At 68.7% G+C, this 16,593-nt stretch carries 17 protein-coding genes; 4 read left to right on the forward strand and 13 right to left on the reverse strand.

Features of this window, described 5'->3' with window-relative positions; genetic code table 11:
- Positions 1-160 precede the first annotated feature (160 nt).
- Complete coding sequence (locus ABL840_RS32365; RefSeq protein WP_093210124.1) at positions 161-1,321, reverse strand: porin; 1,161 nt, start codon at positions 1,319-1,321, stop codon at positions 161-163.
- Positions 1,322-1,551: 230 nt separating this feature from the next.
- Between ABL840_RS32365 and ABL840_RS32370 the strand changes: the two genes are divergently transcribed.
- From ABL840_RS32370 to ABL840_RS32385, 4 genes are read left to right on the forward strand one after another with little or no spacing between them, the layout of a single operon-like run.
- A complete protein-coding gene (locus ABL840_RS32370; protein ID WP_093445753.1) occupies positions 1,552-2,643 on the forward strand; it encodes a hypothetical protein in 1,092 nt (363 codons plus the stop codon).
- An 18-nt stretch (positions 2,644-2,661) separates the two neighbouring features.
- On the forward strand, positions 2,662-3,426 hold the full coding sequence (locus ABL840_RS32375; RefSeq protein WP_093209902.1) for a nuclease-related domain-containing protein: 765 nt from the start codon (positions 2,662-2,664) through the stop codon (positions 3,424-3,426).
- A gap of 4 nt (positions 3,427-3,430) precedes the next feature.
- Positions 3,431-4,120, forward strand: coding sequence for a response regulator (locus ABL840_RS32380; RefSeq protein ID WP_093209904.1), 690 nt, complete (start codon positions 3,431-3,433; stop codon positions 4,118-4,120).
- A 37-nt stretch (positions 4,121-4,157) separates the two neighbouring features.
- Positions 4,158-6,545, forward strand: a complete 2,388-nt coding sequence (locus tag ABL840_RS32385; protein ID WP_093307704.1) for an LPS-assembly protein LptD — start codon at positions 4,158-4,160, stop codon at positions 6,543-6,545.
- 159 nt (positions 6,546-6,704) lie between these two features.
- Here the strand turns inward: ABL840_RS32385 and ABL840_RS32390 are convergent, their stop codons facing one another.
- From ABL840_RS32390 to nac, 12 genes are all read right to left on the reverse strand, one after another.
- Positions 6,705-7,547: an ABC transporter substrate-binding protein gene (locus tag ABL840_RS32390; protein WP_093307702.1), complete on the reverse strand. Its 843-nt coding sequence runs from the start codon at positions 7,545-7,547 to the stop codon at positions 6,705-6,707.
- Positions 7,548-7,594: 47 nt separating this feature from the next.
- Complete coding sequence (locus tag ABL840_RS32395) at positions 7,595-8,329, reverse strand: amino acid ABC transporter ATP-binding protein (protein WP_093209910.1); 735 nt, start codon at positions 8,327-8,329, stop codon at positions 7,595-7,597.
- Between the two features lie 44 nt (positions 8,330-8,373).
- Positions 8,374-9,138: an amino acid ABC transporter permease gene (locus tag ABL840_RS32400; protein WP_093307701.1), complete on the reverse strand. Its 765-nt coding sequence runs from the start codon at positions 9,136-9,138 to the stop codon at positions 8,374-8,376.
- Between the two features lie 21 nt (positions 9,139-9,159).
- A complete protein-coding gene (locus tag ABL840_RS32405) occupies positions 9,160-9,861 on the reverse strand; it encodes an amino acid ABC transporter permease (protein WP_093209914.1) in 702 nt (233 codons plus the stop codon).
- A gap of 45 nt (positions 9,862-9,906) precedes the next feature.
- Positions 9,907-10,659, reverse strand: coding sequence for an SDR family oxidoreductase (locus tag ABL840_RS32410; protein WP_093209916.1), 753 nt, complete (start codon positions 10,657-10,659; stop codon positions 9,907-9,909).
- A 178-nt stretch (positions 10,660-10,837) separates the two neighbouring features.
- Entirely contained in the window at positions 10,838-11,605 is a 768-nt protein-coding gene (locus tag ABL840_RS32415) for a LamB/YcsF family protein (RefSeq protein ID WP_093307699.1), read from the reverse strand.
- A gap of 22 nt (positions 11,606-11,627) precedes the next feature.
- Positions 11,628-12,011, reverse strand: a complete 384-nt coding sequence (locus tag ABL840_RS32420; protein ID WP_093307697.1) for an acetyl-CoA carboxylase biotin carboxyl carrier protein — start codon at positions 12,009-12,011, stop codon at positions 11,628-11,630.
- Between the two features lie 5 nt (positions 12,012-12,016).
- A complete protein-coding gene (locus tag ABL840_RS32425; RefSeq protein ID WP_093307695.1) occupies positions 12,017-13,006 on the reverse strand; it encodes a biotin-dependent carboxyltransferase family protein in 990 nt (329 codons plus the stop codon).
- Positions 13,003-13,659, reverse strand: a complete 657-nt coding sequence (pxpB, locus tag ABL840_RS32430) for a 5-oxoprolinase subunit PxpB (RefSeq protein ID WP_093209923.1) — start codon at positions 13,657-13,659, stop codon at positions 13,003-13,005. Before pxpB ends, ABL840_RS32425 begins: the two co-directional genes overlap by 4 nt.
- The gene (gene accC, locus ABL840_RS32435) at positions 13,656-15,011 is read right to left on the reverse strand and encodes an acetyl-CoA carboxylase biotin carboxylase subunit (RefSeq protein ID WP_093307693.1); all 1,356 of its coding nucleotides are present in this window, start codon (positions 15,009-15,011) and stop codon (positions 13,656-13,658) included. The genes pxpB and accC overlap by 4 nt, the downstream gene beginning before the upstream one ends.
- Positions 15,012-15,024: 13 nt before the next feature.
- Positions 15,025-15,459 (reverse strand): acetyl-CoA carboxylase biotin carboxyl carrier protein, encoded by a 435-nt coding sequence (locus tag ABL840_RS32440; protein ID WP_093307712.1) that lies wholly within the window; start codon positions 15,457-15,459, stop codon positions 15,025-15,027.
- A 140-nt stretch (positions 15,460-15,599) separates the two neighbouring features.
- A complete protein-coding gene (gene nac, locus ABL840_RS32445) occupies positions 15,600-16,538 on the reverse strand; it encodes a nitrogen assimilation transcriptional regulator NAC (protein WP_093209927.1) in 939 nt (312 codons plus the stop codon).
- Positions 16,539-16,593: the final 55 nt, after the last annotated feature.

Genomic DNA, 16,593 nt, shown 5'->3' on the forward strand with positions numbered 1-16,593 from the left:
CCTGCCTTGAAACTGCGGCACCTTCTCCTCGCTGCGCTGAGTTCCCTCCCGAGTGCAGCGTGTTCCAGAGTCCGCGCAAGCCATTGCGCGACCGGAACGGGCAGCGCGGCGCCTTTGCGGCGGCCGCGCTGCCCCGTCACATCCTCATGCGATCAGAGGATCAGAACGCGTGGCGGATGCCGAAGTCGTAGCCGGTGGAAGAGCGCGGCAGGCCCGTGTAGCTCGTGCCCGTGCTGCCGTAGCCGGTCGTGCTCGCCGACACCAGGCTGCCCGTGTAGTTCACGTCGTTGCGGTTGTTCACGCGCGCCACCGTCGCATACAGCGCCGTGCGCTTGGACAGGTTGTGCACGTAGCCGATCGCGAACTTGCGCGCCAGCGGGTCTTCGCCCGTGATGCCGGCCGTGCCTTCGTTGTAGCGGACCTGCGAGTACGCCACGCGGATCAGGCCGGCACCCACCGGCACCGTCGCGCCGATCAGGTAGCCGTTGTAGCTGTCGTGCCGGTCGGCCGCTGCCGAGTAGTCGAACTTGTTCTTCACGTTCGACAGCTCACCGAACAGCTTCACCGGGCCGAAGTCGTACGAAGCGCCCAGGTTGATGGTCTGCACGCTGCGCTCCAGCGCGGTGGTGTCCACCACGGTGCTGCGGCCCACGCCCAGTGCCACGTCCAGAGGACCGTTGGCGTAGCCGAAGCGGCCGCCGACGTAGCGGCCCGCGCTGCTGCTCGAGGCTGCGGTGGTGCTGGTCGCGTCGGTGCTGGCGTTCTCGTGCAGGCTGTACTGCACCTGGCCGTAGAAACCGCCCAGGTTCGGCGGCAGGAAGTAGCCGATCGAGTTGCTCGCACGCACGTAGTTGGCGTTGTTGATCGTGGTGTTGCCGCTGACGGTGCTGATCACGTTCGTGCCCGAGCCGTTGGTACCGAACGGGTCGAAGACGGTGTCGTTCCAGAAGGTGGGCGTGTAGTCGCGGCCCAGGCGCAGTTCGCCGAAGCCACCCGACAGGCTCACGGTGGAGCGGCGCGAGAAGGTGGAGATGCCGGTGGCGCCGTCGTCGTTGGTGATGGGCGCTTCGAGCCAGAAGCTCGCTGCAAGGCCGCCGCCGAGGTCTTCGGTGCCGCGGAAGCCGATGCGGCTGGAGTTGTAGGCGGAGTTGCCCAGGCTCGTCTTGCTTTGCTTGACCGACGCGCCGGTGGTGGTGTCGCGCGAGGTCGTCGACTGGTAGGTCAGCCCGGCGTCCACGACGCCGAACAACGTGACTGACGATTGGGCAGAAGCCAGGCCGCAGACGGCCAGGGCAGCGAATGCCGTGAGGGTTTTCTTCATTCAGGGTTCTCCAGTTTCAGGTCTGATGCGGCCGCTCGGTATCGACCGGCTGCATGCATGGTTTCGCCCAATTCGGGAGGAATTTGGTGGTTCGGCTTTCCGCTGCACCGAGTGTTGTGTGCGTACATCACACCTGTGCCGCACGCGCGCACAGGGCTGTTGCACGGTCCTTCAAATTTCTCCCAGATCGCCTGAAAAGATGCGCTCATGAAGAAGCTGGAGACCCTGGCGTGAAGCGCTCAAGAATCCTGACGGCGGCGGTGTGCGGCGCGCTGGCCATCGCATGCGCCAGCACGAGCATCGCGATGGTCCACTCGACCTCGGTGCTCGCCGCGGGCATGTTCGTCGACCACGACAAGGCACGCACCCGGGCCCGCGTGGACACGCAGTCGTGGTGGGCCGGGTTCGAAGACCCCGCGATGGACAAGCTGATGGCCGCATCGCTCGGAGGCAACGCGGAGGCGGGCATTGCCGCCACATACATCGCGCTCAAGGTGAAGACGCTGGAGCTCGTCTACCTCGAGAACACGCGCTCGGCCGTCGAGCGGCAGACCTCGCTCATCAAGGGCAGCGCGCTGCCGCACGACGACTTCGCGAAGCAGCTCGCGCAACGGCAGGCCGGCGCGCAATCGACCATCGAGAAGCTGAAGGCCCAGCGCGCGAGCTACATCGCCTACCTGGCAAGGCAGTGCCGCATGTCGGAAGCCGCGCTCCAGGAGATGCTCGCCGACGCGCTGCAGGACAAGTCGCTGCCGCGCTTCGCGGCCGAGGTGCCGCGCGAGCTGCCGATGGCCGTGCTCGCCAACAGGAACGACATCAATCTCGCCGCCGCGCTCTACGACGCGGACCCGTCGGCAATGCCCGCGGGCACCATCGACGCCGCGGCAGAGGAGGCACGGGACATCGAGGTGCCCGGCAAGCCTCTCTACGCGCATGCGGTCTCGCAAGCGCGCGAGCAGGTGGCAGAGGCGCTGCAACGGCTTCAGATGCAGAGCGACATCGCCAACACCGCATACGCGCGCGTCGTGAATGCGCGAGCGGGCTTCGAGTCCTCCAAGCAGCGCCGCGACCGCGGCGAGATCTCCGAAGTACAGCTCATGGAGGACTACCAGGGCCTGCTGCTCGACCTGCACGTGCTGGCCGCGGCAAACGGAGAGCTTGCGCTCGCGTGGGTCGTCCTCATGGGAAGCATCGGAAGCGGTGCGTCCATCGACACCGTGGCGGACCTGCAGGCCGGGCAGAACGAACAGGCCGGGCAAGGCGGACAAGCTGGGCAAATGCCGTTTCTGCACAAAGTCTCCCGAAAGTTGCGCAATCCTTGAGATTCGAAGGAGCTCTACATGACCACTGCCCTGCACAAAGTTCCGACCCGCCCCGTGCTCACGCTGGCCGGCCACGGACACAAGAAGCCGGACGCCGTCGCGCCCACGCACCGCATCTGCTCCCCTGAAAGCGAGTCCGCGAGCAGCACGGCAACCACGCTGGCCATCCAGCAGCTCGCCGCAGCCTTCCAGCCGGCCTTCGGACGCATGCACGTGCTGCGCGACCTCGTCATCCCGATGTACGAAGGCAGCGCCGTACCCACGGCGCGCTTCGACGTCGCGCTGGTGTGCGAGGCCGGCGTGTACCTGTTCGAGGTGAAGGGCTGGCGCAACGCGGTGGTGTACCGCAAGACCTCGGCCCACACGGTGCCGCGCTGGTTCCTGCGCCAGCACGGGCATTCGCTGGCGCGCGAGGTGAAGGACCCTGCCTGGCAGTGCGGCCGCAAGACCACGCACCTGCGCAGCCTGGTGCCGTCGGACCTGCGGGTGCAGTACTTCGTGCTGCTGCCCTTCGACGGCGTGGAGCTCGAAGGCGTGATGCCCAGCGTCGTCATCACGCCGCAGGACCTGCCCTACATCGCGCGCGTGGCGCGCAACAACGGGCGCACCGAGCAGGGCTACCCCATGCTCGACAACGCCGCCATCGACCGCACGCTGCAGCTGCTGACCGACCTGCAGGGCGACCTGACGGTGGACGACCACATGCGCAACTGCCGCGACCGCAACACGCACGCACCTGCACCCGTCAGGCAGGCGCACCCCGGTTCACTGAAGCTGCAATGACGCGATGAGCCGCATCCTGCTGGTGGAGGAAGGGCAAGACGCCGCCTCGGTGCTGCTGGACGAGTTACGCCGCGCCGGGCACGAAGCCGAGCACATCGAGGACGGCGCGGTCGCGCTGCACCGCATCCTGACTTCGCCGCCCGCGCTGACCCTGCTCGACGTGGAACTGCCGCGCGTGAGCGGCCTGCAGATCCTGGAGAAGATCCGCGCGCGCAGCGACCACCCGATCATCATGCTGACGGCACGCGCGCAGGAGTCCGACCGGCTGCGCGGCTTCGATCTCGGCGCGGACGACTACGTGTGCAAGCCCTTCTCGCCGAGGGAAGTCGTGGTGCGCATCCACACCGTGCTGCGCCGCTGCGCGCAGCGGCGACACGTGGCCCGCCCTTCGATGCCGATCACCTTCGGCGCGGTGCGCGGCTGCGCGATCCTCGACGGGCACTACCTGCCGCTGACGCGCCGCGAGTCGCTGCTGCTGCGCGCGCTTTCGCAGGAGCCGGGGCGCGTGCTCACGCGCTCGAAGCTGCTCGAGGCCGCGTTCCCGGAGGCGCTGGACGTCAACGAGCGCGTCGTCGACACGCACATCAAGAACCTCAGGAAGAAGCTGGCCACCGTCTCGGCCGCGCACGACTGGATCCGCTCGGTCTACGGCGTCGGCTTCGCATGGGAATCGCAGGCCAGGCAGGACGCCTGAACACGCCGGCCTCCTTCCGGACCATTCTTCTCTTCACATGAAACTACGCTGGCGCGGCTTTCCGCTGCCGCCGATGGTGCTGCTTTCGCTGCTGATGCTGCGTTCGCACTCGGCCTCGGCACAGGACGACGCATGGACCGAGGCGCCGATCACGCTGCGCCGCACGCCCGAGCTGATCGAGACGATCCCGCCGGCCGAACGCGGCATGCGCCCGAGCATCGTCGACGGCGACCGGCTCAGCGGACGCCCCGACCTCGAAGTGACGGTCGAGGGCAATGCCTCGCTGCGGCGCGGCGACACGCGCATCACGGCCGACCGCCTCGAGTACCGGCCGCCGGCCGACACCGCGACCGCCACCGGCAACGTGCACCTGAACCAGGCCGGCAACGTGTACGAGGGCCCCGAGCTGCGCCTGAAGGTCGAGAGCTTCGAGGGCTTCTTCGACCACGTGCGCTACACGCTGCTGGCCAACGGCGGGCACGGCGAGGCCGAGCGCATCGACTTCGTCGGCCCGAAGGTTTCTGTGGCCCGGCACGTCACCTACACCACCTGCCTGCGCGAGAACCGCCCAGGGTGGATGCCCGACTGGATGCTCAGCGCAGTCACGATGACCACCGACAGCGACACCAATCTCGCGACCGCCACCGACGCGCAGATCACCTTCCTGGGCGTGACCACGCCCTCCATTCCGTCGGTCACCTTTCCGCTGAGCAACGCTCGGCAGAGCGGCCTGCTGCCGCCGGTGATCGGCTTCGACACCACCAACGGCTTCGAGTACCTGCAGCCGTACTACTGGAACATCGCGCCCAACCGCGACCTCACGCTCTACCCCGAACTCATGACCAGCCGCGGCATCAACGTCGGTACCGAGTTCCGCTACCTGGAGAAGAACTACAGCGGCCAGATCCGCATCGACGAGATGCCCAGCGACAGCCTGCGCGACCGCAACCGCTGGGGCCTGTGGGCCAAGCACGACCAGAAGCTCGACCCCAAGCCCTTCGGGCTCGATTCGCTGAGCACCTCGTTCAACATCAACCGCGTGAGCGACGACGACTACTGGCGCGACTTCTCGCACTCGCCCACGCTCACCTCGCGCACGCTCACGAACGAGGTCGACCTCAACTGGAGCAAGGGCGACTGGAGCGGGCAGGCGCGCACCCTCTCCTACCAGACGCTGCAGTACGCCGCCTCGCCGATCACGCCCTCGTACAACCGCGTGCCGCAGATCACGGCCAACTACAACAAGTACGACTTGCACGGCTTCGACGTGTCGGGCACGCTGGACTACTCGCGCTTCGAGATCGACTCGGCCTACTCGCCCACGCTCAACGGCATCAAGCAGCCCAACGGCGAGCGCATGGTGGGCAACCTGCAGATCAGCCGGCCGTGGGTCACGCCGGGCGGCTACGTGATCCCGAAGCTGTTGCTGCACACGGCCTCCTACCAGCTCGACTCGCCGCTGGCCAGCGGCGCGACCTCCATCAGCAGCGTGGTGCCCACGGTGAGCCTGGACAGCGGACTGGTGTTCGAGCGCGACACCAGCCTGTTCGGCAGCGCATGGCGCCAGACGCTGGAGCCGCGCGCCTTCTACGTGCGCACGCCCTACCGCGACCAGAGCCAGCTGCCGGTGTACGACACGGCCGCCAACGACATCAGCTTCGCCACGCTTTACACCGAGAACGCGTTCTCGGGCAACGACCGCATCTCGGACACCAACACGCTGACCACCGGCGTGACCACGCGCCTGATCGACCCCGTCACCGGCGCCGAGTCGGCGCGCTTCGGCATCGCGCAGCGCTTCCGCTTCAGCGACCAGAACGTCACGCTGCCGGGCGGCACCGCGGTGACCGACCGCTCGGGCGACTTCATCCTGGGCGGCCAGGTGCACTGGAATCCCAAGTGGAGCATCGACGGCCTGGCCCAGTACAACATGGACACCGGCAAGAGCACGCGCGACGCGCTCACGCTGCGCTACACGCCGGCGCCGTATCACACCCTCACCGCCGCCTTCCGCTACCAGGCCGACAGCAGCACCACCGCGAACGACGGCACGAAGACGGTGGACTTCAACTGGCAGTGGCCGCTGAGCGAGCTGACCAGAGGGCTCTTCGGCGAAAGAAAACCCGGCGACCCGGGCCGCTGGTATGCAGTGGGCCGGCTGAGCTACAGCCTGCACGACCGCGCGATGTCGGACAGCCTGATCGGCGCCGAATACAACGCCTGCTGCTGGGTGGGCCGCGTCGTGCTCGAGCGCCTCGTCTCGGGCCGGACCTCGCCCGACACCCGGCTGATGTTCCAGATCCAGTTCAACGGCTTCGGCAACATCGGCTCGAACCCGACGAGCACGCTGCTGCAGAACATCCAGGGCTACAAGCCGCTGAACACGCAGACCGAGGAACCAAGCCGCTTCACAAATTACGACTAGGAAGCTCCCCCAGGCTTCGCTCACTTCGTGTGCTTCGCCAACCCCCTCTCCGAGGGGGCAACACCTGCGGCCCGGCAAAGCCGGTTCCGCGGTGTTCCTGGCCTTGGCCGCTGCGGTTTCAAACCTCGCGGGCCTTGCTGCGTGCGCGGCGCCGGAGACTCAGGGCAGCATTTCGAACTTGAGCTCGGCCAGCGGCGTGACCTTCTCCTCGCGCACCATCTTGTACTCGGTGTTCGGGCCCAGCCACTTGGCCCAGATGCGGTCGAGTTCGCCCGACTTCTCCAGCGCATAGAGGGCGGCGTTCACCTTGGACAGCAGCACAGGCTCGTCCTTCTTCATGCCGATGCCCACGGGCTGCAGCACCATCGGCTCCTTGATCATCTTCAGCGCCACGCCTTCGGTCTTCGACTGGTTGACCAGCTTGGTGATGGTCATGGTGTTGGCGACCATGCCGACCGACTTGTTCTGCTGCACGGCCATGAAGGCCGAGCCCGTGTCCTGGAAGGTGACCGGCTCGGAGCCGTTCATCTTGATCGACAGCTCGGAAGTGGAGCCCTTGGTCGAGCTCAGGCGCTTGCCCTTGAAGTCGGCCTTGGCGGTGCCGGGGTCGGAGGCCTTCACGGCCAGCATCTCCTTGGCCACGTAGTACGGGTCGCTGAACTGGATCTGCTCGCCGCGGCTCTTGGTGTAGGCCAGGTTGGCCACGGTCACGTCGACGCGGCCGAGCTTCACCTCGGGCACGCGCGCTTCCACCGACAGCGGCGTGACCTTGGCGGTGAGGCCCAGCTCCTTGGCCAGCGCGTTGCACAGGTCGACGTCGTGGCCCACCATCTCGCGCGTCTTCGGGTCGGGCGCGGCGAAGGGAGGAACGTCGGCGAAGGTGCCGCACTTGAGTTCCTTGCGCTGGCTGATGTCGCTCCACTGGTCGGCGTGCGCGAGCAGCGAGGCCGTGCCGAGGAAGGTGCCGATGGCGGCGAGGCGGAAGACGGTCTTTTTCGACATGGTGGACTCCTGGGGGATTGCGTGGAACTGAACGAGGGAAGACGGATTCAATGCGCGCGCAGGTCCGACAGGAAGCGCTGCGCGCGCGGATGCTGCGGACTGCCGAAGAAGGTGGCGGGGTCGGCCTTCTCGAGGATGCGCCCCGCGTCCATGAACCAGATGCGGTCGGCCACCTCGCGGGCGAAGTTCATCTCGTGCGTGACGCACATCATGGTCATGCCGTCGTTGGCGAGCCCGCGCATCACCGACAGCACCTCGCCCACCATCTCGGGGTCGAGCGCGCTGGTGGGCTCGTCGAACAGCATGGCCGGCGGCTCCATCGCCAGCGCGCGGGCGATGGCCACGCGCTGCTGCTGGCCGCCCGAGAGCTGCGCGGGATACGCGCCTGCCTTGTTCGACAGCCCCACGCGCTCCAGCAGCTGCCCGGCCTTGGCCTTCGCGTCGGCGCGCTTCACGCCGAGCACGCGCATCGGCGACAGCATGATGTTCTCCAGCACGGACAGGTGCGGGAACAGGTTGAAGCTCTGGAACACGAAGCCGATGCGGCTGCGCAACTTGTTCAGCGCCGCGCTGCGCATGGGCGCGTGGATGTCCTGGCCGTCGAACAGCAACTGGCCCGACTTCACTTCCTCCAGCCGGTTCACGGTGCGGATCAGCGTGGACTTGCCGGAGCCCGAGGGCCCGCAGACCACCACGACCTCGCCCTTCTTCACCTCGGCGTTGATGTCGGCCAGCGCCTGGTAGTCGCCGTACCACTTGTTGATGTTGGAGAACAGGATCATGGTGTCGTCCCTCGCGGGCGATGGGTGTGGAACAGGCGTCGCGGTCATGGCTGGGGCGCCGCCATCGGCGAAGGAAGCGGCGTGCCGTCCGCGGCCGAGGCTTGCGCCTGCGCGGCACCGAGCCGCTTGTGCGCGATGCGCCGCTCGAGCCATTGCGTGAGCTGCGTCAGGCTGAAGCAGACCACGTAGTAGGTCATCGCCAGGATGAAGAACACCTGGAAGGGCTTGGTCAGCAGCTGGTTGTTGATCTGGTTGGCCGCGAAGGTGAGTTCCTGCACGTTGATCACGTAGCCCAGCGTGGTCTCCTTGATGGTTGAGATGAACTGGCTCAGCATGCTGGGCAGCATGTTGTAGAGCGCCTGCGGCAGGATCACGAACCACATGGTGCCCAGGTGGCTGTGGCCCAGCGCGCGCGCCGCCTCGGTCTGTCCCTTGGGCAGGGCCTGGATGCCCGCGCGCACCACCTCCGAGAGATAGGCGCCCTCGTAGATCACCAGCGTGCACAGCATGGTGGTGAAGCCCGACACGTCGCGCCCGATGAGCAGCGGCACCAGGAAGTAGACCCACAGGATCACCATCAGCAGCGGCACGCCGCGCACCACGTACACCAGCACGGTGGCGGGCCAGCGCAGCACGCGCCAGGGCGACAGCCGCGCCAGTGCGAGCAGCACCGACAGCGGAAAGGCCAGCACGATGCCCAGCACCGAGAGGATCAGCGTGGCGACGATGCCGCCGAGCGGGCCGTTGGGGTACTGGCCGACCAGCAGCAGCAGCCAGTTGTCGCGGAGGATTTCGTAGACGCTGTACATCGTGGTTCCGCTTCTTTCTTCTTATCTCGCGCCTGCGATGCGGTAGCGCCGCGACAGCCATCCGCCCACGGCCATGATGAGCAGCGAGCACACCAGGTAGAGCACGGTGGCCACGCTGTAGGCCTCGAAGGTGCGGAAGCTCTGGCTCTCGATCTCCTTCACCGCGTGCGTCAGCTCGGCCACGCCGATGGCCATGGCCAGGCTGCTGTTCTTGAAGAGCGACACGCTGTGGTTGACCAGCGCCGGCACCGCGTTGCGGATGGCCTGCGGCAGCATCACGTGGCGCATGGAGCCGATGTAGCCGTGGCCGAGCGCGCGTGCCGCCTCGGCCTGCCCGGCCGGGATTGCGCGCAGGCCCGAGCGCATGTCCTCGCTGAAGTAGGCCGCCTGACACAGGCCCAGCGCGACGATGGACAGCAGCCTCTCTGCGTTGTTGGCCGACAGCCAGCCCTGCAGCGCGTCGGGCAGCAGGCTGAAGATGCCGAAGTACCAGAACATGAGCTGAACCAGCGTCGGCACGTTGCGGTGGTAGGAGATGTAGCCGGCCACCACGCGCTCGGCGATGCGGCTCGGCGTGAGCCGCACCACCAGCAGCACGATGGCCATGGTCATGGCGAGCAGCCAGGAACCGGCCGCGATCCTCAGCGTTTCCAGCAGGCCATGCAGCAGCATGTCGCCGAACTCCGGCTTCAGCAGGATGGCAAGCAGGTCGAAGTCTTTCATGCGCCGGTTCCTTTGCCTTGCCTGGATCGGATGCGTTCGTGCCGCTCAGGCCCGTGGCGTTTCGGGCCGGGTGGTCGAGAGGCCGCCGGGCACCTGCAGCGTGGGCGTGATCTCCATGTGGCCCACGTTCACCGCGATGGGCGCCGAGATGGCGAAGGCGATGGCGTTCGCGATGTCCTCGGCCTGCGGCAGCTCGAAGCCCTCGACGAAGCGCTTGTAGGTGTCCTCGGAGTCGCCGTGCACGTGCGCGAAGATGTCGGTGGCCACGCGGCCCGGGCAGATCTCGGTGACGCGCACGCGCTTGCCGAAGCAGTCGATGCGAAGCTGGCGCGAGAGCATGCTCACCGCCGCCTTGGTGGCGTGATAGGTGCTGTTGCCGCCGAAGTTGTAGGCGCCCGCGATGGAGCTGATGTTGACCACGTGGCCGCGGTCGCGCGCCGCCATGCCGGGCACCACCAGGCGGCACAGGTGCAGCACCGCGCGCAGGTTCACGTCCACCAGCAGGTCGATGCCTTCGGCGTCGGCCTTGAGGATGGAACCGGGCCGGTCCACGCCGGCGTTGTTGACCAGCACGTCGAACTCGACTTCCTTCGCGAGCGCGGTGATGCCGGCGATGTCGCTCACGTCGATGGCGTGCGGAATGCAGCCGGTGCGCGCGGCGAGGTCGGCCAGCTTGTCGGCGCTGCGAGCGAGCGCGTGGACCTTCAGGCCCTCCTTGCTCAGGCGCTCGACGACGGCTGCGCCGATGCCCGAGGAGGCTCCGGTCACCAGTGCGGTCTTGTAGTCGGAAAACGGCATGTTCTGTTCTTTCGTCGGGTGGCAGATGGCTGCCTGGAATTCACTGTAGCCAGCGCCTGTGCGCTGCGCCAAGACGGATTGGCTGTGGAGCGATAAGCCCCCCTTATGTCGCCCGCGATCCGTGCATATGACTAAGGGTAAGCACCATGTTCGTGCCCCGGTGCATCGAAGCGGCCGGTCAGTCGTTCGCCTGCCTGGAGATGGGTACCACGCGCCCGGCCTGCTCGACCACGCCGCGCACGGCGCGCGCCAGCTCGACGGCGCCGGGCGTGTCGCCGTGCAGCAGGATCGAATGCACGCGCATCGGAATCTTCCTGCCGGTGACGCTGGTGACGGTGCCGTCTTCCAGCAGCTGGCGCACCCGCGCCAGCACCGCCTCGCGCTCGTGGATCACGGCGCCGGGCAGCTTGCGCGGCACCAGCAGGCCGTCGTCGCCGCAGGCGCGGTCGGCCAGGAAGGTCCTGCGCACGCGCAGGCCGCAGCGCCCGGCCGCGTCCTCGATGGCGCGGCTGGCGGAGGTGCTGACGGTGAGCGAGGGATCGAAGTCGGCCACCGCGCGCACCAGCGGCTCGGCCAGCGCGGCATCGGCGGCCGCCATGTTGCCGAGCGCGCCGTGGAAGCTCATGTGCGTCATGCGGTGGCCTGCCGTGCGGGCCATGCCGTCGAGCGCGGCGAGCTGGTAGAGCACGTAGGCCACCAGCTCCTTCGTCTCGATCTGCATCTGCCGGCGGCCGAAGCCCATCAGGTCCGGAAAGCCCACGTGCGCGCCCACGTCCACGCCGCGCTGGCGCGCCATGCGCACCGTGCGGTCCATGATGACCGGGTCGCCGGCATGGAAGCCGCAGGCCACGTTGGCGGAGGAGACGATGTCGAGCAGCGCTTCGTCCTCGCCCATGCGCCAGGGGCCGAAGCCTTCGCCGAGGTCTGCGTTCAGGTCGATGTCCATCGGGGTGTCCTTCTCTTGTTCGTCAGAGCGGGTGCAGGTCGAGCAGCGGCGTGCCGTAGCCGACGGCTGCGCCATCGGCCACATGGACGCCATCGACGATGCCTGCCTGCGGCGCGGCCACCGGCAGCAGCAGCGGGCCGATCTTCAGCAGGCCGACGGTCTGGCCGGCCTCCACGCGAGCGCCGATGCGCGCCAGCGGCGCGGTCGCGAGCGGGTGGCCGTGCAGGAAGACGCCGAGCGAGGGGGCCTTGACCGGCACGGGCTCGATCTCTTCCTCGTCCTGCGGCAGTTCGACGACGTCGTCGCCCAGGCGCCCGAGGCGCAGCGTGCCCTCGGGCGTGCGCAGCTCGAGAAGGCCGATGTCGGTGCCTGCCAGCCAGGCGGCGAGTCGGGAAACGTCCTGCATGCCGTTCAGTTCCTGGCGGCGGGCGCGCCGCGATGCAGTTCCACCATGCGCGCGACCTTGTCGAGCCAGGCGCGCACCTCGTCGAGGGCATCCAGCGCCTCGTCCCAGGTGGTTTCGATGAAGCGGATGCGGCTGCCGATGGGCGCCTGGCCGAGGCGCCACATGTCGGCCTCGATCACGGTGCCGAACTTGGGGTAGCCGCCCGAAGGCTGGGCGTCGCGCATCTGGATGATCGGCTGCCCGTTGTGCGGCACCTGGATCACGCCCGGCACGATGCCGTGCGAGCGCAGCTCCATCGGCGCGATCGGCCGCAGCGCCTCGCCTTCGAGCCGGTAGCCGTAACGGTCGCTGTGCGGCGTGATCTTCCATTCGCCGGCCCAGAAGGCCTCGCGGGAGGACGGCTCGAAAGCCGCGTACTCGGCCGCCGGCAGCACGCGCACGGCCATCGCGCCGTCGCGCTCCAGCGGCAGCGCGAGCGCGGGCGGCACCAGGCCGAAGCCGGTGCGGCAGGCGCTGGCCGCGCCGGCCGCGCGCAGCAGGTCGCCCCGGCGCAACGCGCGCCCCTCGTGGCCGCCGAATGCGCCGCGCAGCTGGGTGCTGCGCGAGCCCAGCACCTCGGGCACGTCGATGCCGCCGGCCACGCACAGCACCGCGCGGCTGCCGCGCTGCGCGCCGCCCTGCGGCAGTCCCAGCGTGAGCACCTGGCCGGCGCGCGCCTGGTGCACCCACCAGGGCAGCAGGGGCTGGTCGTCCAGGCGGGCGGCGCAGTCGGCGCCGGTGAGCGCGAAGGCGCAGTCCTCGTCGAAGAGCACCTTGAACGGAAACACCGGTATCTCGACGGCCGCGGCGCCGAGCTGGTTGCCCAGCAGCAGGTTGCCGGCGGCCAGCGCGAGGTTGTCCATGGCGCCCGAGGTGCCGACGCCCCAGCGCAGGCTGCCGGTGCGGCCCAGGTCCTGCACGGTCGCGAGCGCGGCGGAGGAAAGGATCTCGATCATCGGACGATGCCCTCCACGCGGAAGCGGATCATGTCGCCGGGCTGCAGCGTCGCGGGCGGATCCTTCGCGGGATCGAAGAACGCCATCGAGGTGCTGCCGATGGTGTTCCAGCCGCTCGGGCCGGCCGATGCCGACACGCCCGTCTGCGCGCCGCCGATCGACACCGCGCCGCCCGGGATGCTCAGCACCGGCGTCTTGCGACGGGGCGTGGCGATGCGCGGGTCCATGCCGCCCAGGTAGCAGTAGCCGGGATGGCTGCCGAGGGCATACACCGGATAGAGCGGCGCGCTGTGCAGCTCCACGATGGCCTCGATGCCCAGGCCCGTGTGCGCCATCACGTCGGCCATGTGCGGGCCGCCCTCGCCGCCGTAGACCACCGGAAGCTCGACGACGCGGCCTTCGCGCCGCATGGCGGTGGCCGCGTCCCAGGCCTCGCACAGGCGTGCGCGCAGCGCATCGAGGTGGCGCGGCGCCCGGCTGAAGGTGAGCATCAGGTTGTTCATGCCCGGCACGGCCTCGCGCACCTCGGGCCAGCTCTCGGCCTCGTGCGCCAGGGCCCAGATGCGCTGCTGAGAGGGCAGGTTCATGCCGCCGGGCGCCTCGAAGAGCAGCGCGGTGGTGCCCAGGAGGCTGATGGATGGTGCCGTGCTCACGCCGCGCTCCTTTGCTGCAGCCAGCGTTCGAGATGATGGATGTCGACGCCGCCGGCGGCGAAGCCCTCGTCGCGCAGCAGCTCGCGATGCAGCGGCACGTTGGTGGCGATGCCCTCCACGCGCGTCTCGGCCAGCGCGAGGCGCATACGGTCCAGCGCGTCGGCGCGGCTCGCGCCATGCACGATGAGCTTGGCGATCATCGAGTCGTAGTACGGCGGCACGCGGTAGCCCGCGCCCGCATGCGAGTCGACGCGCACGCCGAATCCGCCGGGCACCTGCCAGCCGGTGATGCGGCCCGGCGCGGGCGCGAAGGTATCGGGGTTCTCGGCATTGATGCGGCACTCGATGGCATGGCCCTGGCAGCGCACGTCGGCCTGCGCGATCGACAGGCGCTCGCCGCGGGCCATGCGCAGTTGCTGCTGCACGATGTCGATGCCGGCGGTCATCTCGGTCACGGGGTGCTCCACCTGCAGGCGCGTGTTCATCTCGATGAAGTAGAAGGCGCCCTTCTCGTAGAGAAACTCGAAGGTGCCGACGCCGCAGTAGCCGATCTGCCTGCACGCCGCCGCGCAGCGCTCGCCCACCTCCGCCAGCAGCGCCTCGTCGATGCCGGGCGCGGGCGCTTCCTCGATCACCTTCTGGTGGCGCCGCTGCAGCGAGCAGTCGCGGCTGCCCAGCCATACGGCGTTGCCGTGGCTGTCGGCCAGCACCTGGATCTCGACATGGCGCGGGTGCAGCAGGAACTTCTCGATGTAGACCTCGGGGTTGCCGAAGGCCTGGCGCGCTTCCTCGCGGGTGAGGGCCATTGCGTCGAGCAGCGCGGACTCTTCGTGCACCACGCGCATGCCGCGACCGCCGCCGCCGCCCGCGGCCTTGACGATGACGGGGTAGCCGATCTCGCGTGCCAGCGCCTGCACGGCGGCGGCATCGTCCGGCAGCGCCTCGTCGGGGCCGGGCACGCAGGGCACGCCGGCCTTGCGCATCGCGCGCTTGGCCGAAACCTTGTCGCCCATGGTGCGGATGCAGGCGGCGCTGGGGCCGATGAAGACGAGGCCGGCTTCCTCGCAGCGCTGCGCGAAGCCCGCGTTCTCCGAAAGGAAGCCGTAGCCGGGATGAATCGCCTGCGCGCCGCTCACCTCGGCAGCAAACAGGAGGGCCGACTGATTGAGGTAGCTCAGGCCCGGCGCGGCGGGACCGATGCACAGCGCCTGGTCGGCCTGCGCGACGTACATCGCGTCGCGGTCGGCCTCCGAGTGCACGACCACGGTGCGCAGGCCGAGGCCACGGCAGGCGCGCTGTATGCGCAGCGCGATCTCCCCGCGGTTGGCGATGAGGACGGTGTCGAACGGCATCGCGCGTGCCTCCTCATTCGAAGCGGAACAGGGGCTGCCCCGCTTCCACTTCCTGGCCCGATTGCACGAGCACCTGCCGGACGGCGCCCGCACGGTCGGCGCGGACCTCGTTGAACATCTTCATCGCCTCGATCACGCACAGCATCTGGCCGGCTTCCACCGCCTGCCCCGGTTGCACGAAAGGCGGCTCGCCCGGGGCGGGCTGGAGATGCACCACGCCGTGCAGCGGTGCGAGGCACTCGTCACCGGCAGGCGCCGGCGCCGCCGTTTCCTCGACGGTCCTCTTCGCCGCCTTGCGGGCGACGGCCGGCGTCCGCGCGACGGGCGCGGCCCCCAGCGCAGCCAGCTTCACCAGCCGCAGCGTGCTGCCGTTCTCGCTGTACTCCAGCTCCGCCAGGTCCGATGCGGCCAAAGCGTCGATGAGCGTCTTGATCTGTTCCTGCTTCATGCCGGTGGCTGTGATGGCCGACGCGCTCCGCGAGCGCGTGACGGCATGCATGAAAGGTAACGGGCCGCGAGCCTGAAGCCAAAGACGGTTTGGCTGTGCCGGGATAAGGGCGCCTTATGACGCCCACCGATACGCCAGCGTCACGGCAGCGCGGCGATCTCGGGCTCGGGCGTCGACGCGACGGTGCCGGCCAGGTCGGCCACCAGTTCGAGCAGGATGTCCTTCACCGCCTGCGCGGGCTCCGACAGCGGCAGGTGGTCGGACTGGCACAGCGCCAGCGGCGCCTCGATGACCGGATCGACGATCGGGAACTGCCAGGCGCCGCAGCTCGCCACCACCTCGCGCGCCATCGACGCCGGCAGGATGGTGGCGCCCAGCCCGTCGGCAATGGCCGCCGTGAGGGTGAAGGCCGACTCGATCTCCGCCACCACGCGCGGCACCATGCCCGCGCGCACGAAGGCCGCGTCCACCAGCTTGCGCACCACGTTGTAGGGGCGCGGCAGGAAGAGCTCGATGTCGCGCAGGTCGGCCAGCTTCACCGGCTGCGAGGGAGCGGGCATCGACGCGGGGCCGACCAGGAAGAGCGGCTCCTTGAGCAGCGGCAGGAAGGTCAGCCCGTGGATGGCCTTGTCGCCGTACAGCACGGCCAGGTCCATCCGGCCGTTCATGATGAGTTCGCTGAGCGTAGTGCCGTAGTTCTCGTTCAGGTAGAGCAGGATGCCCGGGTGCCGCGCGCGCACGGTGCGAAGCAGCGGCAGCGAGAGCGCCGAGGCGGCCGTGCCCGGCGCGAGCCCCACAGACACCTGGCCCGAGAGCCCCTCGCCCGCGGCCTCCATGTCGACACGCGCCTGCTCGCACTGGCGCAGGATGATCTGCGCATGGCGGTACAGCACCTTGCCGGCTTCGGTGGGCGTCACGCCGCGCTTGGTGCGCACCAGCAGCTGCTGCCGCACCTCGCCTTCGAGCGTGGCCAGTTGCTGGCTCAGCGCTGGCTGGGCGATGAAAAGAACCTCGGCCGCCTGCGTGAGGCTTCCGATGTCCACGATCTTCACGAAATATTTGAGGCGTCGCAGGTTCACGCCTTGTCCCCAAGCAAAAGCCAAGCCTAGCACCGGCCCCGCGCGGCGGATATGG

Origin of the sequence: Variovorax sp. NFACC27 (genome assembly GCF_048301545.1) — a bacterium.
GTDB lineage: Bacteria > Pseudomonadota > Gammaproteobacteria > Burkholderiales > Burkholderiaceae_C > Variovorax > Variovorax gossypii.